Origin of the sequence: Mesorhizobium sp. M0152 (assembly GCF_040322415.1) — a bacterium.
Taxonomy (GTDB): Bacteria; Pseudomonadota; Alphaproteobacteria; order Rhizobiales; family Rhizobiaceae; genus Mesorhizobium.
In genome coordinates, this window is sequence record NZ_JAMYTH010000015.1 from 79,569 (window position 1) to 103,231 (window position 23,663).

28 protein-coding genes and 2 pseudogenes are annotated in these 23,663 nt (G+C 60.1%); 17 read left to right on the forward strand and 13 right to left on the reverse strand.

Going from position 1 to position 23,663, the window contains the following annotated elements; translation table 11 throughout:
- Window positions 1-10: 10 nt before the first annotated feature.
- Window positions 11-932 (reverse strand): annotated as a pseudogene (locus NKJ26_RS16925) (2-hydroxyacid dehydrogenase).
- Window positions 933-1,106: 174 nt separating this feature from the next.
- On the opposite strand from NKJ26_RS16925, the gene NKJ26_RS16930 reads away from it, so the two are divergent.
- The 8 genes from NKJ26_RS16930 (at window position 1,107) to NKJ26_RS16965 (ending at window position 8,492) form a co-directional block, all read left to right on the forward strand.
- On the forward strand, window positions 1,107-1,844 hold the full coding sequence (locus NKJ26_RS16930; RefSeq protein ID WP_352604598.1) for an SDR family oxidoreductase: 738 nt from the start codon (window positions 1,107-1,109) through the stop codon (window positions 1,842-1,844).
- Entirely contained in the window at window positions 1,813-2,385 is a 573-nt protein-coding gene (locus NKJ26_RS16935; protein WP_352695791.1) for a gluconokinase, read from the forward strand. Before NKJ26_RS16930 ends, NKJ26_RS16935 begins: the two co-directional genes overlap by 32 nt.
- 1 nt (window position 2,386) lies before the next feature.
- Window positions 2,387-3,271, forward strand: coding sequence for an NAD(P)-dependent oxidoreductase (locus NKJ26_RS16940; RefSeq protein ID WP_352696254.1), 885 nt, complete (start codon window positions 2,387-2,389; stop codon window positions 3,269-3,271).
- A 79-nt stretch (window positions 3,272-3,350) separates the two neighbouring features.
- A complete protein-coding gene (locus NKJ26_RS16945; protein ID WP_352696255.1) occupies window positions 3,351-4,847 on the forward strand; it encodes a sugar ABC transporter ATP-binding protein in 1,497 nt (498 codons plus the stop codon).
- A gap of 19 nt (window positions 4,848-4,866) precedes the next feature.
- Complete coding sequence (locus tag NKJ26_RS16950) at window positions 4,867-5,922, forward strand: ABC transporter permease (protein ID WP_352696256.1); 1,056 nt, start codon at window positions 4,867-4,869, stop codon at window positions 5,920-5,922.
- A gap of 29 nt (window positions 5,923-5,951) precedes the next feature.
- Window positions 5,952-6,887 carry an SMP-30/gluconolactonase/LRE family protein gene (locus tag NKJ26_RS16955; protein ID WP_352604562.1) on the forward strand — a complete coding sequence of 312 codons (936 nt, stop codon included), beginning with the start codon at window positions 5,952-5,954 and terminating at the stop codon, window positions 6,885-6,887.
- A 73-nt stretch (window positions 6,888-6,960) separates the two neighbouring features.
- Window positions 6,961-8,076: an ABC transporter substrate-binding protein gene (locus NKJ26_RS16960; protein ID WP_352604564.1), complete on the forward strand. Its 1,116-nt coding sequence runs from the start codon at window positions 6,961-6,963 to the stop codon at window positions 8,074-8,076.
- A gap of 80 nt (window positions 8,077-8,156) precedes the next feature.
- Entirely contained in the window at window positions 8,157-8,492 is a 336-nt protein-coding gene (locus NKJ26_RS16965) for a hypothetical protein (RefSeq protein WP_352604566.1), read from the forward strand.
- Window positions 8,493-8,497: 5 nt separating this feature from the next.
- Here the strand turns inward: NKJ26_RS16965 and NKJ26_RS16970 are convergent, their stop codons facing one another.
- The 10 genes from NKJ26_RS16970 to NKJ26_RS17015 form a co-directional block, all read right to left on the reverse strand.
- Window positions 8,498-8,671 carry a hypothetical protein gene (locus NKJ26_RS16970; RefSeq protein WP_352604568.1) on the reverse strand — a complete coding sequence of 58 codons (174 nt, stop codon included), beginning with the start codon at window positions 8,669-8,671 and terminating at the stop codon, window positions 8,498-8,500.
- Window positions 8,668-8,877: a transposase gene (locus NKJ26_RS16975; protein ID WP_352604570.1), complete on the reverse strand. Its 210-nt coding sequence runs from the start codon at window positions 8,875-8,877 to the stop codon at window positions 8,668-8,670. The genes NKJ26_RS16970 and NKJ26_RS16975 overlap by 4 nt, the downstream gene beginning before the upstream one ends.
- A 118-nt stretch (window positions 8,878-8,995) precedes the next feature.
- A complete protein-coding gene (locus NKJ26_RS16980) occupies window positions 8,996-10,897 on the reverse strand; it encodes a tetratricopeptide repeat protein (protein ID WP_352696257.1) in 1,902 nt (633 codons plus the stop codon).
- A gap of 459 nt (window positions 10,898-11,356) precedes the next feature.
- Window positions 11,357-12,073: an aspartate/glutamate racemase family protein gene (locus NKJ26_RS16985; RefSeq protein WP_352696258.1), complete on the reverse strand. Its 717-nt coding sequence runs from the start codon at window positions 12,071-12,073 to the stop codon at window positions 11,357-11,359.
- Window positions 12,074-12,102: 29 nt separating this feature from the next.
- The gene (locus NKJ26_RS16990; RefSeq protein WP_352604577.1) at window positions 12,103-13,335 is read right to left on the reverse strand and encodes a MalY/PatB family protein; all 1,233 of its coding nucleotides are present in this window, start codon (window positions 13,333-13,335) and stop codon (window positions 12,103-12,105) included.
- 33 nt (window positions 13,336-13,368) lie between these two features.
- Window positions 13,369-14,088: an amino acid ABC transporter ATP-binding protein gene (locus NKJ26_RS16995; RefSeq protein WP_502903120.1), complete on the reverse strand. Its 720-nt coding sequence runs from the start codon at window positions 14,086-14,088 to the stop codon at window positions 13,369-13,371.
- A gap of 63 nt (window positions 14,089-14,151) precedes the next feature.
- Window positions 14,152-15,276: an amino acid ABC transporter permease gene (locus NKJ26_RS17000; protein ID WP_502899557.1), complete on the reverse strand. Its 1,125-nt coding sequence runs from the start codon at window positions 15,274-15,276 to the stop codon at window positions 14,152-14,154.
- 18 nt (window positions 15,277-15,294) lie between these two features.
- On the reverse strand, window positions 15,295-16,482 hold the full coding sequence (locus tag NKJ26_RS17005) for an amino acid ABC transporter permease (RefSeq protein ID WP_352696259.1): 1,188 nt from the start codon (window positions 16,480-16,482) through the stop codon (window positions 15,295-15,297).
- Window positions 16,483-16,551: 69 nt separating this feature from the next.
- Complete coding sequence (locus NKJ26_RS17010) at window positions 16,552-17,565, reverse strand: amino acid ABC transporter substrate-binding protein (protein ID WP_352604602.1); 1,014 nt, start codon at window positions 17,563-17,565, stop codon at window positions 16,552-16,554.
- 164 nt (window positions 17,566-17,729) lie between these two features.
- Window positions 17,730-18,692, reverse strand: coding sequence for a LysR family transcriptional regulator (locus tag NKJ26_RS17015; RefSeq protein WP_352696260.1), 963 nt, complete (start codon window positions 18,690-18,692; stop codon window positions 17,730-17,732).
- 228 nt (window positions 18,693-18,920) lie between these two features.
- Between NKJ26_RS17015 and NKJ26_RS17020 the strand changes: the two are divergent.
- From NKJ26_RS17020 to NKJ26_RS17030, 3 genes and pseudogenes are all read left to right on the forward strand, one after another.
- Window positions 18,921-19,187 (forward strand): annotated as a pseudogene (locus NKJ26_RS17020) (ATP-dependent DNA ligase); the annotation flags it as partial.
- A gap of 51 nt (window positions 19,188-19,238) precedes the next feature.
- Window positions 19,239-19,601 carry a hypothetical protein gene (locus tag NKJ26_RS17025; protein WP_352604585.1) on the forward strand — a complete coding sequence of 121 codons (363 nt, stop codon included), beginning with the start codon at window positions 19,239-19,241 and terminating at the stop codon, window positions 19,599-19,601.
- Window positions 19,602-19,694: 93 nt separating this feature from the next.
- Window positions 19,695-20,168, forward strand: coding sequence for a YidB family protein (locus NKJ26_RS17030; RefSeq protein WP_352604587.1), 474 nt, complete (start codon window positions 19,695-19,697; stop codon window positions 20,166-20,168).
- A 575-nt stretch (window positions 20,169-20,743) separates the two neighbouring features.
- Here NKJ26_RS17030 and NKJ26_RS17035 read toward each other — a convergent pair.
- Window positions 20,744-20,971, reverse strand: coding sequence for a hypothetical protein (locus tag NKJ26_RS17035; protein ID WP_352604899.1), 228 nt, complete (start codon window positions 20,969-20,971; stop codon window positions 20,744-20,746).
- A gap of 83 nt (window positions 20,972-21,054) precedes the next feature.
- Between NKJ26_RS17035 and NKJ26_RS17040 the strand changes: the two genes are divergently transcribed.
- The 4 genes from NKJ26_RS17040 to NKJ26_RS17055 all read left to right on the forward strand — a co-directional run bounded on the left by NKJ26_RS17040 (window position 21,055) and on the right by NKJ26_RS17055 (window position 22,361).
- Window positions 21,055-21,300: a DNA ligase-like domain-containing protein gene (locus NKJ26_RS17040; RefSeq protein ID WP_352604901.1), complete on the forward strand. Its 246-nt coding sequence runs from the start codon at window positions 21,055-21,057 to the stop codon at window positions 21,298-21,300.
- The gene (locus NKJ26_RS17045; RefSeq protein ID WP_352604903.1) at window positions 21,301-21,543 is read left to right on the forward strand and encodes an ATP-dependent DNA ligase; all 243 of its coding nucleotides are present in this window, start codon (window positions 21,301-21,303) and stop codon (window positions 21,541-21,543) included.
- A gap of 222 nt (window positions 21,544-21,765) precedes the next feature.
- On the forward strand, window positions 21,766-21,933 hold the full coding sequence (locus tag NKJ26_RS17050) for a hypothetical protein (RefSeq protein ID WP_352604905.1): 168 nt from the start codon (window positions 21,766-21,768) through the stop codon (window positions 21,931-21,933).
- Window positions 21,934-21,980: 47 nt separating this feature from the next.
- A complete protein-coding gene (locus NKJ26_RS17055; RefSeq protein WP_352604907.1) occupies window positions 21,981-22,361 on the forward strand; it encodes a hypothetical protein in 381 nt (126 codons plus the stop codon).
- 137 nt (window positions 22,362-22,498) lie between these two features.
- Here NKJ26_RS17055 and NKJ26_RS17060 read toward each other — a convergent pair whose 3' ends face one another.
- On the reverse strand, window positions 22,499-22,744 hold the full coding sequence (locus NKJ26_RS17060; RefSeq protein ID WP_352605027.1) for a hypothetical protein: 246 nt from the start codon (window positions 22,742-22,744) through the stop codon (window positions 22,499-22,501).
- A 304-nt stretch (window positions 22,745-23,048) separates the two neighbouring features.
- Here NKJ26_RS17060 and NKJ26_RS17065 point away from each other — a divergent pair, with 304 nt between their 5' ends.
- Window positions 23,049-23,294, forward strand: a complete 246-nt coding sequence (locus tag NKJ26_RS17065; RefSeq protein ID WP_352604909.1) for a hypothetical protein — start codon at window positions 23,049-23,051, stop codon at window positions 23,292-23,294.
- Window positions 23,291-23,581 (forward strand): hypothetical protein, encoded by a 291-nt coding sequence (locus NKJ26_RS17070; protein WP_352604911.1) that lies wholly within the window; start codon window positions 23,291-23,293, stop codon window positions 23,579-23,581. The genes NKJ26_RS17065 and NKJ26_RS17070 overlap by 4 nt, the downstream gene beginning before the upstream one ends.
- Window positions 23,582-23,663 lie beyond the last annotated feature (82 nt).

Sequence of the window (23,663 nt, forward strand, 5' to 3'; positions counted from 1 at the left end):
TGATCCTTTCTCAGACGACCTGTGTCAGCAAGGTCTGCCCGCCGAAATGGGCGGCGAGGTTGTCGCGAACGAGCTGACCCATCGCCTTGCGGGTCTCCACCGTGCCGCTGGGCATGATGTGGTTGCAGCACGACGTTGGAAAGGTTCAGGAAGCGCTGATCGATTGTCGGCTCGTTCCAGAACACGTCAAGCCCGGCACCTTTGATCGAGCCGGCGTCCAATGCCGCGAGCAATGCGATCTCGTCGACCGTGCTGCCGCGCGAAATGTTTATGACGATACCGTCTGCTCCGAGCGCTGCCAGGACCGCCGCGTTGATGATGTGCTTTGTGCGCTCGCCGCCGGCAAGCGTCACGATCAGAAATTCGCTGTCGCGCGCCAGTTCAAGCAGATCGCCGACGAACGTGTAAGGAAGATCGTCGCGCTTGCGTGTGTCGAAATACGAAATCGTGCAGTCGAAGGCAGCGGCGCGCTTCGCCACCGCCGCACCGACGCGGCCCATGCCGACAATGCCCAGCCTCTTTCCACAGACACGCGTGACCAGCCCCATATTGCCCTTGCGCCAGCTTCCATCGCGTACATAGGCGTCGGCCTGCGGGATTTTTCGCGCCACGGCGAGCAGCAGCCCGATGCCGATATCGGCAACGTCCTCGGTCAGCACATCAGGCGTATTGGTGACACGAATGCCATTCGCCCTGGCATAGGCAAGGTCGATGGCATCGGTGCCGACGCCGTAGCAGGAAACGATTTCGAGCTGCGGCAGCTTCGCCATCAGCGCCGCACTTGCGCCAAGCTCGCCGCGCGTAGCGATAGCGCGGATCGCGCCGGAGTGGCTTGAGAGCAGCGCGTCCTTGTCCTCGGCCTGCCAAAGTTTGTGGACGCGATATTTCGCCTCAAGGTCTGCCATGTCCCAATCCGGATAGGGGCCTGTCATCAAAATGTCGGTCACGGCGTCGTCTCCTGTGCGAGTTCATTTTTCCCATTGACTATGTTATCGATAACATTCATGTCAATAGGAACCTGGCGGCGGCGTGGTGGAAATCGTACCGCTGCAGAAAACATTCCTCAGGAGGAGCATTTGAGCAGTTCGTTGTTCGATTTGACCGGCATGCGGGCGCTGGTCACCGGCTCGGGGCAGGGGATCGGCCTTGCGCTGGCCGAGGGGTTGGCGCAGCACGGCGCCGAAATCGTGCTCAACGGACGCAGCGTCGAAAAACTCGCGGCCGCGGCCGCTCCGCTGGTGGCCAAGGGACACAAAGTTCATGTCGCGGCCTTCGACGTAACCGATCACGCAGCGGTGGCCAATGCTGTTGCCGAGATCGAGGCCACCGTCGGCGTCATCGACATCCTGATAAACAATGCCGGCATGCAGTTCCGAATGCCGCTCGAGGATTTCCCTGCTGACAAATGGGAGGAACTCTTGCGCACCAACATCTCCAGCGCGTTCTTCGTCGGTCAAGCGGTGGCGCGGCATATGATCCCGCGGCGGCGCGGCAAGATCATCAATATCGCCTCGGTGCAGAGCGAACTGGCACGGACGAACATCGCGCCCTATACGGCCACGAAAGGCGCTGTGCGCAACCTGACCCGCGGCATGTGTGCCGATTGGGCGAAGCATGGCTTGCAGGTCAATTCCATTGCGCCGGGTTACTTCAAGACGCCGCTCAACCAGGCGCTGGTCGACAATCCCGAGTTTTCAGCCTGGCTGACCAACCGCACACCGGCGGGTCGTTGGGGCGATGTCGGCGAACTGGTCGGCGCGGCGATCTTTCTGGCCGGACCGGCCTCATCCTTTGTCAATGGACACACGCTCTATGTCGATGGCGGCATCACAACCTGCCTCTGAGTCCTGGCCCATCGTCGTGATGGGTGTCAGCGGTTGCGGCAAGACCAGAATCGGCGTCGAGATCGCGGCTCGTCTCGGCCTCGCTTTTGTCGAAGGCGACGCGCTGCACCCTCGCGGAAACGTCGAGAAAATGTCGGCGGGCATCCCGCTTACCGACGAGGATCGTTGGCCTTGGCTGGACCTGTTGGGCGCAGACTTGCGCCATGCACATGAGCAAGGCCGTGGTCTCGTCGCGAGTTGCTCGGCGCTGAAGAAATCCTATCGCGATCGCCTTCGCCATGGTGCTAGCGGACCGGTGCTTTTCGTATTTTTGGACGGATCACGTGCGGTGCTGCAAGCCAGGCTCGCCGAGCGCCGCGGCCACTTCTTTCCACCGGCGCTGCTCGACAGCCAGTTCGCCTCGCTGGAGCATCCCGGCGACGAACCGCTGGTGGTCACAGTGGATATCGACGCGCCTGTCGACGCGATTGCCGATAGAGTGTTGCAGGGTCTGGGTGCATTTGGCGTCGCCCCTGCCAGATCAAGGAAAAAGGCACGTTGAGATGACGCAACCAGCAAAAGTCGCCGTTGTCGGCGCCGGCATCATGGGGTCGGCGATCGCCACCCGCCTGATCGAGACTGGGCAAGCAGTAACGGTATTCGATCTGGACAAGGCCAAGGTCGCCGCGCTGACTGCAAAGGGTGCGGCTGCCGCGGCGTCGGTCGCCGAAGCAACGCGGGCGAGCAGCTTCGTCATCCTCAGTCTCAACCATGCCGATATTGTGCATTCGGTGGTGTTTGGCGATGGTGGTGTGGCGGCTGCGGCGTCGTCGGAAAAGCTGCTGATCGACATGTCTTCGATCGATCCCGTCGACACCGCGCAGATGGCCAGGGAGTTGTCTGCCGAGACCGGCATGAAATGGCTCGACTGCCCGCTGTCGGGCGGCGTTCCCGGCGCGCTGGCCGGAAGGCTGACCGTCATGGCGGGTGGCGAGGCTGAGGACTTCGAACAGGCGCGCACGGTGATGCGGCATCTGTGCACCAACTACACGCTCATGGGGCCGAGTGGGGCAGGGCAGACGACCAAGCTGATCAACCAGCTGTTCTGCGCCGTGCTGTTCCAGGCTGTCGCCGAAGCCGTGAAGCTCGCCGAAGCCGGCGGCGTAGACCCGAAGGCAATTCCCGCGGCACTCAAGGGCGGGCGGGCCGATTCCAGCATCATGCAGGAGTTCATGGCAAAATTCGCCGCCCGCGATTTTTCGCCGACCGGCCGCATCGACAACATGCTGAAGGATCTGGATTCGCTGCAGGCCTTTGCCCTGAAGACCAAGACGCCGATGCCGATGACCGGGCAGGTGGTCGAGATCCATCGCCTGCTGTGCGCCGCTGGTTTGGGGGCGAAGGATTCGGCCGAGATGATGCGCCTGCTCGACGGCAAGACCGGCTAAGCGGCGAGTCGAATTTTGTCGCTTGACGCTCAGAAATGTTATCGATAACATAATTTTTGCGATCTTGGAGGAGCGCATCGTGGCTGAAGAAAAACTGATCGAGTTCAAGTCGATTACCAAGGAATTCGGCGGCACCCGCGCGCTTTCCGATGTATCGCTCGATCTGCACCAGGGCGAGATCCTGGCACTGCTTGGCGAGAACGGCGCCGGCAAGTCGACACTGATCAAGACGCTCGCCGGCATCCACCGGCCCGACGGCGGCCAAATCCTGTTTCGCGGCGAGCCCTACCATCATCGCCCGCCGCGGCCGAACCAGCGCCAGCCCGTCGCCTTCATCCATCAGGATCTCGGGCTCATCGAATGGATGACGGTCGGCGAGAATGTCGGCCTGGCCCAAGGCTTTTCGCTCCGCTCCGGGCTCATCGACTGGCGATCGACCGAGGCGAGGGCGCATGAGGCGCTGAAGCTGGTCGGCTGCGATTTCGATCCGACGACACGCGTTCAGGATCTGACCCGCACGGAAAAGTCGCTGGTTGCCATTGCCAGGGCGCTGGCCACCGAGGCCGATGTACTGGTGCTCGACGAGCCGACCGCCAGCCTTCCGGCTGACGAGGTCGAGCGGCTGTTCGACGCCATCCGTCCGCTCAAGCAGCGCGGCGTCGGTATGATCTATGTCTCGCATCGTCTGGATGAAATTTTCCGCATCGCCGATCGCGTCGCCGTGCTGCGCGACGGCAGGCTGGTCGGCGAGAAGAAGGTCGCCGATACAAAACCGGACGAACTGGTCGAGATGATCGTCGGCCGTCCGGTCAGCCAGGTTTTCAGCAAGGCTCAAACGCAGGCCGGCGAGACGATCTGCGCCGTGCACGACCTTGTCTGCGCCGGTGCCGGCCCGGTGTCTTTCGACGTGCGCAAGGGTGAGTTGCTCGGTCTCGTGGGGCTGCGCGGCGCCGGGCAGGAACTGGTTGGCCGGGCGCTGTTTGGCTGCCAGGCGTTTTCCGGCACGGTGACGATCCGCGGCGCTGTGCCGGACCTGTCCAGCCCGATCGTGGCGATGTCGTCCGGCATCGGCCTGATCGCGCGCGACAGGACCGAAGAATCAATCGCTGGCGCGTTGTCGATCCGTGAGAACAGTTTCCTCAATCCCGGCGCCGGCAAGCGCGGTCTGTTCTCCTTCCTGACGCCTCACAAGGAGGCTGCGCTGGCGCAGGCGATCGGCAGTTCCGTCGGCTTGCGCCCCAACGATCCACACCTGCCGATCGAAGCCCTTTCCGGCGGCAACCAGCAGAAGGTGGTTGTCGGGCGCTGGCTGCATACCGGTCGCACGTTGCTGATCGCCGAGGATCCGACCGCCGGCGTCGATGTCGGCGCCAAGGCCGAGATCTACCGGCTGATCGGACGTGCCCTCGAAGCCGGCCTCGCCGTCGTCGTCGTGTCGACCGATTTCGAGGAGATCGCCCACATCTGCCATCGCGCGTTGGTCTTTTCGCGTGGGCAGATCGTTCGCGAACTCACCGGCAGCGACCTGACCACATCCGCCGTGATCACCGCCGCATCGGCTTCCGAAGCCGCCTGATTTTTCTGGGAGCAAGCCCATGCAATCGATCGAATCCAGCGCACTCGAACCGACCCGCGGCGAAATGGCTGATTTGCCGCTGGGGCACAAGATCATCCGGCTGCTGCCGGTCTACGGCCTGGTAATTCTCACCGTATTGCTGATCCTGTTATTTTCGATCCTGCTACCGAATACGTTCCCCACGCTGTTAAACCTGCGCTCGATCATCTCCGATAAGGCGATCATCGCGCTTTTGTCGCTGGCGGCGATGATCCCGATGGCATCGGGTCGCATTGATCTCACCGTCGGCTACGGCATTGTGCTGTGGCACATCCTGGCCATCAGTTTGCAGACCATGTTCGGCATTCCGTGGCCGCTGGCGGTGATGATAGTGCTGCTTCTCGGCGCCGCGACCGGCTTCCTCAATGGCCTGCTGGTCGAAGTTGCCCGCATCGACTCTTTCATCGCCACGCTCGGCACCGGCACCGTGCTCTATTCCTTGGCGCTTTGGCACACCGGCGGCCGGCAGGTTGTCGGCGTGTTGCCCAACGGCTTCTACGCGCTCAACGGCACGATGGTGTTCGGGCTGCCGATCACCGGCCTCTACGTGCTGGGCATCGCTGTCGCGCTGTGGATCATTCTCGAATATCTGCCGATCGGTCGCTACGTCTATGCCATCGGCGCCAACCCGAAGGCGGCCGCTCTCAACGGCATTCCGGTGCGCCGTTTCGTCATTGGGGCCTTCATTTCCTCGGGCTTCCTGACGGCGCTGACAGGCGTGCTGCTCGCCTCCAAGCTCCGCATTGGCCAAGCCAGCGTCGGGCTGGAATATCTTCTGCCGGCTCTCGTCGGCGCATTTCTCGGCTCGACGACGATCAAGCCTGGACGCGTCAATGTCTGGGGTACGATGACAGGCGTCATCATCCTGGCGGTCGGCATTTCCGGCATCCAGCAGTTCGGCGGCTCGTTCTTCGTCGAGCCATTGTTCAACGGCGTCACGCTGCTGGTCGCCATCGGCATTGCCGGCTACGCCCAGCGCAAGCGCGGCGCAGCGCAAAGAGCCAGGACCAAGACCGTCGCGCAGCCCTCGAAGTAACAAGCCGAGCCAAACCCGTGGATCCTGGAATGAACGACTACGAGGTTCTCGACGATCGGTTCGGCAAGCTGATGATCGGGCATGCCAAGCTCGAACGGCTATGGACCGGTAGCCGTTGGGCGGAAGGACCGGTGTATGTCCCCGCCGCAAGGCACTTGCTGTGGTCGGACATACCGAACGATCGGCTGCTGCGCTACGACGAAGGCGATGGTTCCGTCAGCGTCTTCGAGACCCATTGTAACCACCAGAACGGCCACACACTCGACCGCGAAGGCCGCGTCGTTGCTTGCGAGCATGGCGGGCGCCGCGTCTGCCGGCTCGAGCATGACGGGCGTTGGCAGTCGCTTATCGAAACCGTTGCAGGCAAGCGGTTCAATTCACCCAATGACGTGGTGGTCAAATCGGATGGTTCTATCTGGTTCACCGACCCGGTCTACGGCATCGAAAGCCACTACGAGGGCAAGATCGCCAGAGCGGAGATCGGAGGCTCCCATGTCTACCGCTTCGACGAGCTTTCGGGCGAGGTGAGCGCCGTCATCTCCGATATGGTGCAGCCGAACGGCCTGGCTTTTTCGCCCGACGAGACGATCCTCTATGTCTCGGACAGCGGCGCCAGCCACGTGCCTGGTCTGCCGCGCGCGATCAAAGCCTATGACCTGGCCGCTGATGGCCGGTCGGCGCGTGCAGGCGGCATTTTTGCCGAATGCGGGGCTGGCCTATTCGATGGTTTCCGCGTCGATCGCGACGGCAACATCTGGGCCTCCAGCGCCGACTCGGTGCGCGTCCATGCACCGGACGGAACCCTGATCGGCCGTATCCTGGTTCCCGAACTCGTTTCCAATGTCTGTTTCGGCGGTCCCAAACGCAACCGCCTCTACATCACCGCACAGACATCCCTCTACGCCATTTACGTCAACGCACATCCGGCCGGGGTTGGTCCGGTGGCGGGCGACATCAGCCAGTGACAGGTCGCCATCCAATCGAAAAGCCGAGTTCGGAAAGACCATGCAATTTCTTGAAACCAAGGGAGGTACCAACATGCAACGCAGAACATTCCTGAAATCATCCGTCGCCTTGATGGCGATCGCGATCGCTGCTCCGGCCCTGTTGGCCGGCCAGGCGCGGGCGGACGCGATGGCCGACGCCATGGCGATCGTCCAGAAATATGCGCAGAAGGTCACGGCGTGGGATGGCCCGACCACCGGTCCGAAGGCACAGCAAGGCAAGACGATCGTCGTGCTCGCCGGCGACCTCAAGAACGGTGGCATTCTGGGCGTCACCAACGGGGTCGAGGAAGCAGCCAAGGCGATCGGCTGGGAGGTCAAGGTGATTGACGGCGCCGGCTCGATCGGCGGCCGCACCGCTGCCTTCGGCCAGGCTATGGCGTTGAAGCCGAATGGCATCGTCATCAACGGTTTTGACGCGGTCGAGCAGGCGCCGGCGCTGGAGCAAGCGAAGGCCGCAGGTATTCCGTTGGTCTCCTGGCATGCCGGACCGGTGATCGGGCCAGACGAGAAAAGCGGCGTGTTCGCCAACGTGTCGACGGACGCCATGCAAGTCTCCACGGCCGCGGCCGACTGGGCCTACGCCGATGCCAAGGGCAAGCCCGGCGTCGTTATCTTCACCGATTCTACCTACGCGATCGCCATCGCCAAGGCCGACAAGATGAAGGCGGAGATCGAGCGGTTGGGCGGCAAGGTGCTCGAATATGTCGACACGCCGATTGCCGAGACCTCGCAGCGCATGCCGCAGTTGACCACGTCGCTGCTGCAGAAATACGGCGATGCCTGGACGCATTCGCTGGCGATCAACGATCTCTATTTCGACTTCATGGGACCCTCGCTTGCCGCCGCCGGCAAAGCCGGAGCCGACGCGCCGATCAATGTCGCCGCCGGCGACGGTTCGGAATCGGCCTATCAGCGCATTCGCGCCGGCCAGTTCCAGAAAGTGACGGTCGCCGAACCGCTCAACTTGCAGGGCTGGCAATTGGTCGACGAACTCAACCGCGCCATCGCTGGCGAAAAATGGTCGGGCTATTTGTCGCCGCTGCATGTGGTGACGGCGGACAATGTGGAATTCGACGGTGGGCCGAGCAACGCATTCGACCCCGGCAACGGCTACCGCGACGCATACAAGAAAATCTGGGGCAAGTAGGCACCCACCGACGCGGGCGTATCACGCGATGCGCCCGCTATGCCGGGCCCCTCACACGCAGAACATCAGGACCCATCGCCATGATCATTCGCTATGCCTTCTTCGAAGGTGACATCCACGCTGGACGCGAGAGCGAATTCCGGCACTTCGTCAGGGAGCGGCTGGTGCCGTTGTGGACGCAATTTCCCGGAGCCGAGGAGGTGCGCGTTCTGGATGGCACGGCACGGGACGACGGTGCCCCCGTCTATGCCATGGCGCTCGCCATCCGTTATCCCGACATGGACGCCTGCAACCGAGCGCTTCAATCCGAGGTGAGATTTCAGAGCCGCGACGTGACCGCAGAGCTGCTCAAGATGTTCACCGGCCGCGTGCATCACCATGTTTTCGAGGCCAACGAGTATCCAACCGCTCGATAGGATGATCAAAAAAGCTTCACACGACGATCGCCGGCGCACGTCAAAACTGGACGCATCGGCATCTTAGACAGGTTCACCCGTCGATATTCGACCAGTTCGAGGGCGGCGTCCTTCAAATGCCGTCTGCGGAACTCCGAGATGGTGCGGAAGTGCGGCGGATCGCCCGCCACCATCATCATGAAGTCCGCCCGCTCCACTGCCGCTCTGGCGATCCGCCGTGGTAGTAGACGCCGTTCGCGTAGCCATGCAGAAGCAGCGCCGTCATCATGCGCGGATCGAACGGCGGTTGGCCGAGCGCGCTTCGGTAGCTGCCGGCCATCGCCGAAAGATCGAGCTCTTCCCGGACCAAAGCAACGACCAGCCGAGACAGGTGATCCTTCGGCACGTAGTGGTGCACGCTCCCGGCAGAAGCTGTGCCTCATCGATCTTCCAGGGCCGAAATTCCTTGCTCATAACCCAGCAAAGAACCCTCTTGACCAGTCACTACTCAGACAGGCTCCTAGTCACTCAGACAGGCTCCTAGTCGCGGCTATTTGGGCCTCCATCCGATTGACAAGCGCGACATAACGGGGATGAGCGCGGAGCGAGTCGAGGTCGCTATCTTGACGCATCCAAGGCACGCGCAAAATGAGGTAAGCATGTGATGCAGTTAGCTGACGTTCAAGGCAATCGATAGCCCGCTCCGTCTTGCCCAGCTTTGCATAAAAACAGCCTAAGTTGTACTGAACCGGAATGTTGTCTCCGGCGAACATTTCCCCACGAGAGGCCCACGACAGCGCGCGTTCAATCTCGCCAATTTCCGCCAGCATTGCGGCACCGTAACATAGCGCGGTGGCATTGTCGGGATGCGCTTTGACTTCCTTTTCCACTCGCAGCACACCTTGCCTTGCTGCTTCCTTGGCGTCGTCGCTGCGGCCAAGTGAAACATAGACCATCCCGAGATTGGTCCAGACCCGATAGTCATCGGGTGACAACGATACGGCACGCTCGTACATAGCGGCTGCATTCTCGTATTGACCTTGAATGAAACAATTCCGCCCGTAAGCGAAATAGGTATCGGAAGAACTGGGGTCTAACTCTAAAGCTCGCTCGAACTCCACTTCCGCCTCGGCATACCGGCCATTTACGAACAAGGCCCCGCCACGTGATGCGTGGGCGTCGGCGAGACCTGGCTCAAGTTCCAGCGCCCGTGAGCTGTTGGAAAGGACTGCCTCGAAGCTGGCGTCGGGATCATTGCAAGTCAACAGAAGCCACTCACAATCAGCCAAAGCGGCATAAGCGCGCGCATAATTTGGGTCAACTTCAACAGCTCTAGCAAACAGTCGCTGCGCTGTTTTGATAAACTTGGTCTCGACTCCCCTGTTAAGGAACGACCTGCCCATCAACAGCGTCTCGTAAGCCTCTGGGTTGTCGGTCGAACGGTTTGTAATAGTCTCCAGTTCTTCGGGCAACAGCTTCACTTTGAGGACATCGACTATGGTCTTGGAAATCTCGTCCTGCAGTTTGAAGATATCGTCCAGCGTCCGGTCATATCGCTCGGCCCAGGTATGGTCACCGCCACGACCATTGATTAGCTGAGCCGTGATGCGCACCCGTCCTCCAGCCTTGCGTACACTTCCCTCCAGGACGTAGGCAACATTCAGCTTCTTCGCCACTTCCTCGATTAATACCGCCTTGCCCTTGAAGGTAAAGACGGTATTACGCGCGACCACGGAGAGCCCGGACACCTTCGAAAGGTCGGTGATAATGTCCTCGGTGATGCCGTCGGAAAAGTACTCCTGCTCGGGATCGCCACTCATGTTGACAAAGGGCAGAACCGCGATCGAGGGTTTATCCGGGAGTTGAGGCACCGGTTGCACCGCGCGTTTGCCGGTCCCGCCTGTTCCGGCGCGGTAAACCTGCACCGGCTTTGCGATATTCTTGAGCGCGTGCTCGCCGAGATCGTCGAACGCCAATGTCAGCTTGCCAGTGACATGATCGTGCACGGTGGCGGAGACGTAGATGCCGCCGGGCTCAGCCAGACCCTCCAGCCGGGCTGCCACGTTGACACCGTCGCCATAGAGATCGCTGCCCTCGACGATGACGTCGCCCAGATTGATGCCGATACGCAGGACGATGCGGTAGGCCTCCGCCACGCTCTCGTTGGCCCCGGTAAAACCCTTTTGTAATTCGACGGCGCATTGGACGGCATCAACCGCACTGCCAAATTCCACCAGCACACCATCGCCCATCACCTTGACCACGCGGCCGTGGTGCTGGGCAACCAATGGAACCAGAACATCGCGCCGCCGCGCTTTGAGAGCGGCCAGTGTGCCAGCCTCATCGTGCTCCATGAGGCGCGAAAAGCCAACGACATCAGCAGCCAGAATCGCGGCAAGGCGGCGTTGGGTTCGAATCTCGGCCATGTGGGTTGAATACTTTCAGCAAGCCCAGCATCCGGAAATGTATTGGTAATCTGGCCTGGAGTCTATCTGGCCCGACTTCCGAGACGGTCAATCGCGTCGACTTTGGGATGTCCGCCGTAGGTCCGGTTTAACCCCAACAGCGGACATTTCCGGACCCGCTCGGCCCTTGATGAACTGAAAGGCTCACGGCGACCGCTTCCTTTCCCCAATGCTATCAATAGGGGCGTATGCGCGAGCGCTGGTCTGCGCTGGTGTCGCCCCATTTGGTCGACCGCCTCGATCACACCGGTCCTAAGATGCCGCAGACCATGTATGACATAGCACATTGGCGCAGGATTGCGTAGATCATGATGGCGATCAGCGCGGTGAACTCGCAAGTTATGTGCCATGACGAAGGCGTTCGGATATAGGAAACGGCTGACCACGGTTGGACCACTCCTTCCGAGGAAACGCTCAGGGTCATTCAAACCTGTCCAACCCCTTCGGACGCGCCGGCATGGCCCATACGCCACGTTTGGACGGTGCAAGACCGCAACGTATCAGGGTCTCCGCAAGACCGACCGCGGCGCCGACTCCGTCCACCACGGGAAGATCGTGCTTGCGCTGGAGGGCGGATGCAAACGCGGCCATACCGGCGCAACCCAGCGCAACGCCCTCCGCCCCCAGCCTGATGCCTTCGCGTATGAGCTCCGAAATTCGTTCGGAGGCACCACTCTCAGGTCTGTCCAACTCAAGGACCGGGATGTCGGAAGCAAACACGCGCCGGCAGCGATGGGAGAACCCGTAACGGCGAATGTTGTCTTCAATCAGCGGTGCGGAACGACACAGAGTGGTCACGACACAGAAGCTGTGAGCGACAAGGCTGACGGCATGGAGCGAGGCCTCGCCTATACCGATGACCGGTTTGGTGGCGATGGCCCTGGCCGCGTCGAGACCCGTATCGTCGAAGCAGGCAATGATATGGGCGTCGACGTTGTCCATTTCCGCCGCGATCACTTGCTTGAGCAGGCCCGGTACGGAGAGTGCACCGTCAAATGGCCCTTCGATCGCTTCAGGTCCAGCCGTGGACTGCATGCCCACTATCTCGGTCCTGGAACCAGCCACCGCCATCGCGGCCGCGACGATCCCCCTGGTCATCGAAGCGGTCGTGTTGGGATTGATGATGGCAATTCGCATCCGGAGCATCCTGCCTTGGTCCCGCTCGGTCACAGGGATGCCAGCGCGCTGGACATCCGCTCCAGCCCTTGGCGCAACAGAGGACGCGGGCAGCCGACATTCAGGCGGATGAAGCCTTCGCCGCCAGGCCCATAGACGCGGCCATCGTAGAGATTAACCCCGGCCTGATCGACAAAGAACTTCTGAATTCCACCCACTTTGCGATCGAGCGCGCACGCGTCCAACCACACCAGAAACGATGCGTCGGGCCGCATGGGCGTGATGCCTGGAAGGTGTTCACCGGCGAACTCGCAAACCAGATCGATGTTGCTGGCGATGTAGCGCGTGAGTTGGTCGAGCCATGGCTCGCCGCTGCTGTAAGCAACCTCCAAGGCCAGGCGGCCGAAAAAGTTCGCATTCACCATGAATGACGCCTGCATTGCGGCAAGAAGCGCCTCGCGGCGCTTTTTGCTGGCTACCGAAATGGTTGCCGAAGGAACCCCGGCAAGATTGAAAGTCTTCGTTGGAGCGGTGCAGATGAACGATTTCTCCGCAGCATCTTCCGAGATGGAAGAGAAGACGATGTGGGGGCGATCCGACAACCTTATGTCGCAGTGAATGTCGTCGGATATGACCAGGATCCCATGGCGCTCACAGATGTCGTTGAGCGCCGCCAATTCTTCGAGTGTCCAGGCCATGCCGGCAGGGTTGTGAGGATTGCACAGCAGGAATGCCTTGGCACCGCCGGCCGCCAGTTTCTCGAAATCCTCCAGATCGAGCTCATATCTGTTGTTCTGCAGCCTCAGCCGGTTCGTAAGCAGAAGCCGCCCGTTTCCCTGAACCACTTCGAAATAGGGCGAGTACACGGGCGACTGCACAATGACGCCGTCACCGGGCTTGGTGAAGGTTCGCAGTATCGCAGCCACCGACGGCATGATCGCCGGCGCGGGAAGCAAGGTCTCGAGTTTCGGCGACCAGTTGTGCCGGTGCGCGAACCACGATTGCACGATCTCATAGTGGCGCGGATCGCGGCGTGTGTAGCCGTAAATGCCATGCTCTGCGGCCTGGCGCAGTCGCGCGATGACGGTTTCCGGAGCGCGGAAATCCATATCCGCCGTCCACAGCGACAGCAGGTCTTGGCCCTCGACCTGAGGAGAGAACTCGTCCCACTGGTTGGCCCATTTCACGGATCCGAATTGCTGACGGTCGTGGATCTGGTCGAAATCTATTCCCGCGATATTTCGTTGCCCAAGCGCCGATGCGGGCGTGTCTGCACAAGCCATTTTAGTCACCTTAAAAATCTGTTGCCACCACGGTTACGGCCGCTCCCTATTTGAGGATTTGCGCCAGAAACTGCCGTGCCCGTCCTGATGGGGCGTGTTGGTCTCGACGATCTCCCCGCGGTCGATCCGGAGATGGTCAAGGAGGTGCTCGACACGATGGTGTCGCTCGCGAGTGAAGGCATGACGATGCTGTGCGTGACGCATGAAATGGGCTTCGCGCGGGAGGTGGCCGATCGCGTGGTGTTCATCGAGTGCAGAGGTCGGCTCGTCGAAAAGCATGATCTTTGGGTTCATGCAGAGAGCCCGGGCGATTGCAGCGCGTTGCTGCTGGCCACCCGACAACTGCCCTGGGTAGCTGTCCGCCTTCTCCGCGATTCTGACGCGTTCGAGATAATGGCGCGCCAATTCCTCAGCCGCCGACCGCGGCATCTTTCTCACCCAAAACGGCGCAAGCGTGCAATTCCCAAGCACGGTAAGGTGGGGAAACAGATTGAAGTGTTGAAAAACCATTCCGACGTTGCTGCGGACTTCGTCGGTCTTGCGCAGGTCCTCGGTTACCGCCTTGCCATTGACGATGATGTCGCCCGACTGATGCTCCTCAAGATGGTTGATGCAACGGATCATCGTCGACTTGCTCGACCCCGAGGGGCCGCAGATCACGATGCGCTGCCCCAGTGTCACCGACAGGTTGATGTTCTTGAGCGCATGGTATGAACCGAACCATTTGTTGACGTCATGCGGCTCGATGGCCATCGCCTTGTCATGGGGCGTTGCCTTCGTTGCCGCGTGCATTGCTTGTGGCATCATCATCGCGTCCTAGGATTTGTGGCCACGCGCCAATTGGCGCTCCATCGATTGCGAGTAACGGGACATGCCGAAGCAAAAGCCCCAGTAGACCAGTCCCGCAAAGAGGTAGCCGGTTGATGAGATCGTCGGGCCTGCCCAGTTCGGATCGACGCGCGCCGTTTCGACGGCCTTCAGGAAATCCGCGATGCCGACGATGGCGACCAGAGTCGTGTCTTTGAACAGACCGATGAAGGTCGAGACGATGCTCGGTATGACGATCGTCAACGCCTGAGGGAGGACGATCAGGCGCATCATGTCGAAGTAGCTGATCCCGAGCGCCTTGGCCGCTTCGTATTGGCCCTTCGGGATCGCCTGAAGGCCGGCTCTCACGACCTCGGCCATATAGGCGGACGAGAACAACGCTATCGCAATGAGCGGGCGCAGCAGACGATCAGGCGTCAGATAATCCGGGACGAAGAGTGGCATCATGAAGTTCGCCATGAACAACACTGTGATAAACGGCACGCCGCGGACGACTTCGATGAACGTGACGCAAACCGTCTTGACGAAAGGGAGTTCCGACCTGCGTCCAAGCGCCAGGATAACCCCGATCGGAAGCGAGAAGACGATGCCCACGATCGACATCAGCAACGTGATCAAGAGACCGCCCCAGAGCGTCGTATCGATGACAGGCAAATGAAGCCAGGCAACGCCGCGCACGAGAACGAACGCGGCAACGGGGTAGACGAGGAAGAACAGCAACGCCGCCACTTTGCGCCGCGGAGCCTTCGTCCACAGGAGCCAAACGATGAGGATGGCGCCGATCGCCTGCGCAAGGTCCACGCGCCACCGCTCGAAAACCGGATACGCGCCGTATCGCAGGTAGTCGAGCTTCTCGGCGATGAAAGGCCAGCAAGCGCCTTGGCTGTTCGTACGGCAAGCTTCGTGGCCGCCGCTCCAGACCGCGTTGAAGATCGCAAAGCTCAGGAAGTGATGCAGCAGCCACGCGGCGAGGAGGACAAAGCATATTGTCAGCGCGCCTGAAGACGGCGTCGAAAACAGATTCTTTTTCATCCAGCTCACTGGACCCGGTCGAACGTCCGCGGGAGGCGCCATGGCTGGTATGAGCGCGCTGCTGACAACTGGTGAACGCATGGACTGATCGCTCATGCGTCACCTTTCAACGATTGCAAAATGTCGGTTACACGCGTTCATGGCCAATGACGTGGCAAGGGAGATAACGAGATAGACCGACAGGGTAATAGCCATGACCTGGACGGCGGCTCCGGTCTGGTTGAGTACCGTCCCAGCAAAGATCTGAACGAGGTCGGGATAGCCGATGAACACTGCAAGCGACGAGTTCTTGATGAGATTGAGATACTGGCTTGTCAAAGGGGGTATGATGATGCGCAGCGCCTGGGGAACGACGATCAGACGAAGCGTCTTGCCCGGCGCCAGCCCCAGCGCATACGCAGCCTCGGTCTGGCCCTTTGGCACTGCCTGGATTCCACCTCGGACGATCTCGGCGATGTATGAACCGGTGTAGACCGACAGACCGATCAGGAGAGCGGCAAACTCCGGATAGAGCTGATGCCCGCCTTGGAAATTGAAACCCCGTAGCTGCGGCGCGACGAACGAGACCGGCTCGCCAGCCGCCAGGAACACGACCAGCGGAAATCCTATCAAGGTCGCCAGACTGACCAGAAGCACCGGCAGCTGCTCGCCCGTCCGTCTCTGGACGCTCCTGACGCGAAACCAGAATGCAACGCAGCAAGAAATGGCCGCCACGAATGCCAGGCCCACCAGCCCCGCTCCCGGATGCAAATGAATCTCCGGAATGATGAGGCCGCGATTGTTGAGGTAGATGCCGCCGGGAATGGCGATGGACGCCTTCGGGGAGGGCAACGGCTTGAGGACGGCGTTGTACCAGAACAGCAGCTGCAGCAATAACGGGACATTGCGCACAAGCTCGACATAGGCGGTCGCCACCTTCGAAACGATCCAGTTCGGCGACAGGCGGGCAACGCCGATGACGAAGCCAAGCAAGGTCGCGAACAGGATTGCGAGGACACTGACGTAGAGGGTGTTGACCACTCCCACCCAGAAGGCCTGACCGTAGGTGGACAATGCATCGTACGGTATCAGGGTTTGATTGATGTCGAAGCCGGCAGACTCATTCCAAAAGTCGAATGAGAGCGGAATCCCCCGGACCCGCATATTCGATGCAGTCTGCATGCCGATGCCCAGGGCCAAGGCCAGCAGGCAGCCAGCGAGCAAGAGCTGGTAGAGAACGCCCCGCACTTTCGTATCGTGCAGCGACAAGCTCCTGCGCGACGGCGCGGGAAGCGACAAATGGGACATCGCCTGTTCCTATCGGGTCCGTGCAGGGCGCTGGTGGCAACACGCCAGCGCCTTGCAACCATGCTTTGCCTAGCGGATCGGCGGAGCGTACTGAACGCCGCCGTTGTTCCAGAGCGCGTTCATGCCGCGCTCCATTTTCAGCGGCGAATCCTTGCCGATATTGCGATCAAAGACTTCACCGTAGTTGCCGACCTGTTTGATGACCTCGACTGGCCAGTTATCGCCGAGCCCGATGTCCTTGCCTATGCTGCCTTCCACGCCAAGCAGGCGGCGGATGCTGGGATTGTCCGACGATTTCATAGCATCGACGTTCTTGGAGGTGACCCCGTATTCCTCCGCGGCCACCATGACGTAGAGCGTCCACTTCGCCACATTGAACCACTGGTCGTCACCCTGCCGCACCGCCGGGCCAAGCGGCTCCTTGGAGATCAGCTCGGGAAGAACAATGCTGTCGTCCGGCTTGGCCATGCGAAGCCGCGACGCGTTCAAAGTGGAGGTGTCTGCGGACAAGACGTCGCAACGCCCCTCCTCATAAGCCTTCACGACAGCTTCCTCGTCTGCGAAACCAACCGTCGTGTACTTGATCGACTGCGAGCGAAAATAGTCGGCAAGGTTCAACTCGGTCGTGGTGCCCTGGGTGACGCATATCGATGCGCCCTCGAGCCCCTTGGCTGACGTGATGTTGTCCGGCTTGCGCACCATGAACCCCTGGCCGTCATAGAAATACGTGCCGGCAAACAGTATGCCTAGCGACGTATCGCGGGACGATGTCCAGGTTGCGTTGTGCGCGAGAATGTCGATCTCTCCCGACTGCAAGGCGGTGAAGCGATCTTTTGGCGTCAATGGGATGAACTTGACCTTTTGCGCGTCCCCGAGCACGGCAGCGGCCACGGCGCGACAATAATCGACGACAAATCCGGTCCATTTGCCTTCATTGTCGGGAAGGCTGAAGCCAGCCGTGGCCGAATTTGTGCCACAGGTCAGCACGCCATTTTTCTTGACATTGTCGAGGGTTGCGGACCACGCCGAGGAGGCGGTGCACGCGATAGCGAGGGCAAAAAGGCCCTTGAACGTTGATCTCATTTCGGCATTCCCCTTTTTTTGTTGAAAGGAATGTGCTCTCCAGGCTAAGTATTCGTCAAATCGATTGTTCTCATGATGAAAATGAGCGTCGCGCATAATGCGAAGCACTCGCTCTCAGGTGGAAAAGCTGCTTGAGTGGTGAAACAGACGACAGCGCGCGCGACCTATTTTACGGCCGACCCCGGTGCTCCGACGGTCGACCCTTGGTGTCTCTTGGTCCGCGACTCGTTGTAGATGCCCATGATGATTTCCCGGAGCCACTTGGTCCCCGGGTCATTCGCCATCTGGCGGTGAACAATAAGCCAGGCATTCACATTCGATACGGGAAGGGGTGGCGGGACCAAGGTCACCTCACTCCTGTCGTCCAGCATTTGCAGGATGGCGTCACCGCAATGCGTAATCAGTTCAGTGCCGCGAAGCGCCCAGGGCAGCACCAGATAGTTCGAGATGGTCGCAACGACTTTGCGACGAAGACCCATCTGTTTGAGGGCGGCATCCGCGAGGCCTTCTGCCAAGCCATCTGCGGAAATCTGGAGGTGAGAACTGGCCAAATACGTTTCCAGTGTCATTGCGTTTCTGGCGATCTTGCTTCCGCTCCACACCGCGCAAAACAATCGGTCCTGGCCAAGCTCTACCTTCAAGAGACCTGGGTCGTCGCGTATCGCTGCTCCCGTCAGCGCACAGTCAACTTGTCTCAAATAGACCGATGAACCGATTTCGGGTCCGTTTGCGGGAATGACGTTCAGCGTCGCGCCAGGAGCTTGCCTAGAAAATTCTCGAATGAGGCCTGGGATGAAAACCATGGCGTGATAATCTGTAAGTCCAACGCGAAAGTTACGTCGCGTCGTTGCTGGATTGAAGATCTGATGCCGGTCGATCGACGCGCGGATCGTTGCAAGCGCGGCGGAAATATTTGACAGCAGCTCAACTGCCCGAGGAGTTGGCCGCATCTCGCCCCCATCTCTGGTGAACAATTCATCCTGCAATAGATACCGAAGCTTCGATAGGGAGTGGCTTACAGCTGATTGTGTTCTGCCTAATTCGGTAGCCGCCCGCGTCACGCCCCTTTCACGCATCATCACGTCAAAGACTCGCAAAAGATTGAGGTCGATATCGTTATAGTTCATAGAATTACCCTCATCTGCCACCTGGGACCGACGCACTAGGCGGCACTACCGCGTTGGATTGCGACGGTGACAGATGGCGCACGCCTGTTCATCCGGAAAGCAAAACACTACCGCCGCCGCGGAGCAAGACTGACGAGAAATCCGAATAAAATGCTTCGCGGTGTTACGTGATCAATTTCGGCCACTCTGGACCGAGCGCGGTCCTAGTGGACGTCGAAATATCGCGACCTCGCAAAGGCTGCCGGCGAACTCGATGTGGAAAGCGCCATCATTGACGGCGAGATCATCGTTCTGAACGATGCCGGCTTGTCCGACTTCGGCGAGTTGCGGAAGGCGATCACCCGGCGCCAGCATGACCTCTATTTCGTGGCGTTTGATCTGATGCACCTCAATGGCCACGATCTGCGCAACATGACCCTGGACGATCGTCGCGAGATCCTGCGCGTTGGTCCCCGAAGGACAGCGCATCCAATTCAGCCAGGCGCTTCCCGGTGACGCTAAAGCGATCTTCCATCTGGTGGACCAAGCCGGCCTTGAGAGTATGGTTTGGAAGCGAATGGACAGCAAGTACCGGAGTGGCAATTCGGCTGGCTAAAGACGAAGGCTGTCACAAACAATCAATACGAGCTGCTCGGCGTCGAGCGCGAGGCCGGCAAGCCAGCCTTTGCCCTGATGGCCGAGCGGGGCACAGGGCGCTATGTCGGGTCGGCCTTCATCACCTTGAACCGCGATATGCGCGAACGACTCTGGAAGAGCGTCCAGGAGCACGCCGGTACGGCTCCCAGGGGCATGAAGCGCCCGGCGACGCAATGGGTCAAGCGGGGGCTGATTGGCCGGGTGAAACACCTACGGGGCGAGGAGGATTTGCGCCACGCCTCACTGCAGGATTTTCGGGAAGAGACGGGCTAGCGCGGCAAAATCCCATGGAAAATCTACCGGGTCAAACAGTTGGAACTTTTGGGAGCACAAAACCTTGTCTCTGTGATCCAAGGGAGGAAACCAATGGCAAATCTGGGAAGACTGGCTGTCGCAATGCTTGGCATTCTGGCTTACCAAAATCGCGACCAGATTGGAGACTTGATCCGCCGTGCAGGAAATCGCGATCCAAACAACCCGCAAGGTGGGCTCATGGACCAGCTGTCCAAGGGAGTAACCGGGACGGCGCTTGGGGACATCCTCGCCCGCTTCAGAAATGCAGGAGTAGGGTCGAAGGTAGATTCGTGGGTTAGTACCGGACCCAACGAGCCGATCGAACCGAAGGACGTCGAGACGGCAATAGACGAGGACACCCTCACTTCTCTGTCGATGCAGACTGGCCTGTCGCGCGACGAGTTGATTGCCAGGATCACGAAAGATTTGCCCGAAGCGGTCGACAAGCTAACGCCAGACGGCGAACTGCCAGCAGCAAATCCGACCCAAGAGACTGATGACATCACACTCCTCGATCAGGTGCCATCACGCAGCCCCCAGCAGTAGGGGCTGAGCTGGGGATTGGGTCCCGAAGCGCTTGCCAGCGCCACCGACACCCTAGTTTAGCAGCCAATGAAGGCCTCTATGTCAATTGCGCGCATCCGATCTGCTGCAAATCGACGAAGCTTGCTTGCACATGAGTGCGATGCCCGACCCGCCGGCCACAACCTACGTCGTCAGCGTCGAGAAGCCGCATTGGCGCACCGACCAAATCGGCAAATCCGCCGCGCAACCCCGCTGGCTCCGGCCGGCGGGCTTTTTGTTTCATAAGCGGAACATGATATTAAGCCGCTGGTTTCTGTGATGGCGGCATAGCCGCTGGTCAAGATCCCGCAAGACTTGGCCGGGCCCGCCTTTTGCCCCGAGCCCCAGGCGGGCCCACTCTCGACCTGTCGCGAGATCCCCCTGCGCTAGATTGTATGCGTCCTGGTGAGGGCTGTCGCGGGCCGTTTGACTATCGTGGCCATAACATGAGCTTGCAATCAACTGCTCTGCCGGGGTTCGAAGCCGGTGCCGCGTCAACACCTTGCCACTCCTGGCTATGCCCGTTACCCGAAAGGTTGGCGGTTTTTGCGTTTGAGCTATGCTTTGACGCTTGGCCGCGGCGGTTTCATCGCTGTTTGCAACTGCAATCTGTCGACGGTCGCAATGATGGCCGCAGCAATCGCTTCCGCCTCGTGGATCAGTTCCGGCCCGTTGAGCCCATTGACCATCTCTTCACTGACCAGGACGCCGGGCGGGCAGTGATCCTCGATTGTGCGTCGGATCAGGGTCAGCGCTGCCCGGCATTCGTCGGCTTCGATCTTCATCTACTTTTCTCACATTCAATTTTGCTAAAATGCAACCAAATCGGCCCCGCGCGCCTTGTAATGGCGGTCGGAGCTTCGAGTGCATGCGTAACGCCGCAGACCGGCTGAAGTTCATCAAGCCGCAGGAACCGGTCTTGGTCGAGACGCCGCCGGTCAGCGACGACTGGATCCACGAGATCAAGTATGACGGCTTTCGCACCCAGATCATTCTCGACTGGGCTGGCGCTCGGGCCTTCACCCGTACCAGCATCGATTGGTCCAGGCGTTGCTGGCCGACGCTGCTGCCGAGAAGCTCAAGGCGAAATCCTTCATCCTCGACGGCGAGATGATTGCTCCCGACCCGGACGGCCGGCCGAACTTCCACGCCATGCATTCCCGGATGGTCAACGCCGAGCTGCTCGCCCTTCGTTGCCTTCGACATCCTGCACAAGGACGGCGAGGATCTGCGCCAGCGGCCGGCGATCGAGCGCAAGGCGATCCTGTGGGAGCTGATCAAGCCGGCGCAAGGCATCATTCAGTACAGCCAGTATGTCGAGGGCGGCGGTGCCGAGTTCTTCGAGGCGGCCGAGTAAATGGGCCTCGAAGGCATGGTGTCGAAGCGACGGGAAAGCTCCTACCGCAGCGGCGCCAAGGGACGAGGCTTGGCTGAAAATCAAATGCTGGGACATCTCCGAGCTGGATCTGATTGGCGTCAAGCGACAGGCCGGCAAGCGGACCGAGCGGCTGTTTGCACGGGACGGGAAATATGTCGGCTAGGCCGTGATCGCTGTCGCCGATGCGGTCAAGGACCGGCTATGGAAGCGCGTTCAGAAGGCCAAGGCGGGCCACCGGATGGCCTTCCCACGGCGGAGGTCACTCCGGACGTCGAATGGATCAAGCCCGGCATCAAGGCGAGCGTCAGGACGCTACGCGGCGAGCGCAAGCTGCGCCATGCGTCGGTGCAGCACATCCGGGAGGTTTGAGCGCTATAGGCACCGCCAAACGTTTGTTATTCCAGGAGGAACTCACCATGCCTGGCAAGCAGGACGTCCGTAATCGCAACCGGGTCGTTGGCGCGACCAAGTTTTTCGGCACAGTGGTGTTCATATTGTTGCTTGTTGGCGTTGTCGTGGGCTTCCTGCAATTTCTCCACGTCTGGGGAAGTCCGACAGACGAGAATCCAACGACGATCGAAAACCCGCGAGATAGAGAGGCGCCAGAGAGCAATCCTCTTGAGCGGGCGTGGCGAGCACCGCAGCGGATTTTGCAGGATGTCAGGGAAGAGACTAGCCAGTTTATGGTGGATTCTGCGCGAGGAACCAAGCAAATGCCGATCCGGACCAAAGCCAATGAAGCAGGTGTTTTCGGCCCGACCGAATTGGCCTTGCTGGACGGGTTTTCGAGCGACTAAAGCTCGACGGCCAATCGCGCGATGCACGCGATGCGCTCGCCTCTCGGATTATCGCAAATTTATCGCAAACTACATGGCCCGACTGACTGACGAAGCCGAGCATTTCTCTTTCGAAACAGCCGCTCGGCCGTTAGCGCCTATAGCGCCTTGCCGGCGCGTATCATGGCGCGTGCGATTGCCAGTTGCGCTTCCGTCCTGGCGTTCTCTTTCTGCGTCATGTTGTCGGCGGCTATGAGCCGCTTCAGCGATCGCAGGATCTCATCACGCGTCCAGCCGACCTCAAGCATGCAATCGACGATCGCCTGAAAACCGGGCTCCATCGCCTCTTGGCAATCAATCGAGCGATCAAGATAGTCGTTCTGATGCCTTGGCGGAGTGATCATCTTACCCCCTGCAAATACTGCTCGCCGTCAGCTCGGTGCCCGAAGCAGAACCAGCGTGACTCTTGCCTGGGCTTGGCGAAACCGAACGGCGCACGAAAGCCGCATCCGTCGAACTCGCACACGTGGTTTTCGATCCGCGTGCGCTCACGCGGAGCTGCTGTCCTGCGTTCTGCAAGTCTGGCTGGCTCGTCGCTCATGGCGAAAAGATTCCACAGACCGTCTTGACGATCAAGGAAAATGTTCCTTTTTTGTTCTTATGGCTCATGAACCGATCGATACGCTGGGAAAGGCGACCCGGCACAACATGCTTGTGAAAGCTGAATGCAGCTGCGGCAATGTCCGCTACTGCCGATCGGCCGACTTGATGATGGTCTATGGGGGCGGTGTCGATCCGCTGACGCTGAAGTTCGACTGCAGCCGATGCAAGCCGCAAGTCAAGATCACGCTGCTAGAGGTGCACCCGGAGCATTTGCCGAAGAAGCTGATGATCCATAAGCCTATGAAGGTCGACGGCAAGATCCATTGGCACACCGAGCGCTTCCGCGGATGAAAAAGACCCTCGCGGACACTTTGGCCGCCCGAGAATCCGTCTATGTAAATTGCGGGCATGCCCTGTGCTGCAAGTCGACCAAGCTCGACATCCAGGCGTTGATCGATCGGCTAGGACCGGATCATGGTTCCATGCATTGGGATCTCGTCGGGCTCTTTAATTGCTCGGATTGCAAGGCTGTGGGCCGCGACCGCCGACCGGTGTTCTTCACCTTCGTGCCCGATTACGAAGGCCAAGACGAAGCACGCACCAGGCGTGTTCAGAAGCCGACTTTCGGCCGCATGTGAAGGCGCTGGCGAAGGTCGGCACCTTGCAGCGCTGCCAATAGGTGAGCGCCAGGCCGCGCGGGACACTTCGGCGATTTCGATC